The organism is Oleiphilus sp. HI0086 (genome assembly GCF_001635225.1).
In genome coordinates this window covers 1-1,162 of the sequence record NZ_LWFZ01001208.1, presented here as the reverse complement: position 1 = coordinate 1,162, position 1,162 = coordinate 1, and the positions used below count along the sequence as shown (strand labels likewise).

Sequence of the window (1,162 nt, the reverse complement as noted above, 5' to 3'; positions counted from 1 at the left end):
CTGTATTGATAAGCGTTGCGAGTACTGAAGCATCAAGTTCGCCACCCTCTTGGCCAATACCGGTCAAATCCATCAGTTCATCAGTGAACACAGACAAATCAGCAGGCTTCTCAACAGGCGCCAAAACAGGTGCCTGCACTGAGCGAAACGTTAAATACAGCAATAAGCCCAGCGCTAGCATGAGCAGGAATAAATCAACAAATATGGAAGAGTTCGAGCCTTGCTCAGACACACCTTCACTTGATTGAAACTTAGCAAGTCGAAGTTTTTCAGACCAAGAGCTTGCGTCCTTCTTCTGAGCCTTCTCTGCGAAGCCATCGACTTTAGATAACATGGCCTTGAAATTATCAGCAGGACGCCTATGGCGTAAGTCTGAATAATTATCTGAGCGATTTAATGCACTACTCATTTACGTTTCTCAAGCAGTAGAAGTTTATTAAGCAGAGCGCTGAAGCCCAAATTTCACTAACATTGGCTTCTTCGAAGCTCGCTTTGGCTTTTTAGTGGTTTGCTGATTAGCTGATAATGCGTTCATGCTTTCGATGTAAGTCATCAAGGTCTCGCGAATCACCGCAGGCGTCCGACGCTCGTGAATCAGAACAATACCTTCTGCAAGCAAGGTAATATGCTGAACCTCTTTTAATCGACGCTGCTCCAGCCTTTCAGCAATCGGTTTGAATACAAAGCTCGCCAGGATTAAACCATAAAAGGTACTAACCAAGGCAAAACCCATAAGGCTTGCCGCCTCAGAAACGGCTCTGCCCTGCTCCAAGATAAAAGCTATATTGAGCAAGGCCAGCACGGTACCGGCAATACCAAAAGTCGGTGCAAGATTCGCCAGGGTGCGGAAGATGCCTATATAGCGCCCTTCATTTAAATTTACCTGGCTAATCTGCCAATTGAGAAGTGAAAGAATATCGTCGCTTGGCTGGCGATCCCTGATCATCTGCAGCCCCTTTTTCAAAAAAGGTTTATCCAGTTTTGATAAATCCCGGTCGATCAGGGTGTATTGGTTTCTAAACCAAAGCTGAGCAAAATGAAGAATGATATTGGCTTCGTTTGCCACGTCAGAGTGCTCGGCTTTATTTCTTGGAAAAGCTTGTCGAAATGCGGCAAGGCAATCGTCAAATGAGTGACTCAAGACAGCCCCGGTAAACGTTCC

The 1,162-nt window shown here is 45.6% G+C and carries 2 protein-coding genes; both read right to left on the bottom strand.

Translation table 11 applies throughout. The features are described 5' to 3' along the window. On the bottom strand, positions 1–409 hold a 409-nt coding region (locus tag A3756_RS21195), incomplete at its 3' end, for a hypothetical protein (protein ID WP_156490656.1). A gap of 27 nt (positions 410–436) precedes the next feature. After that, positions 437–1,162, bottom strand: a 726-nt coding sequence (locus A3756_RS21190) for a motility protein A (protein WP_068554568.1), incomplete at its 5' end; no start/stop codon positions are given.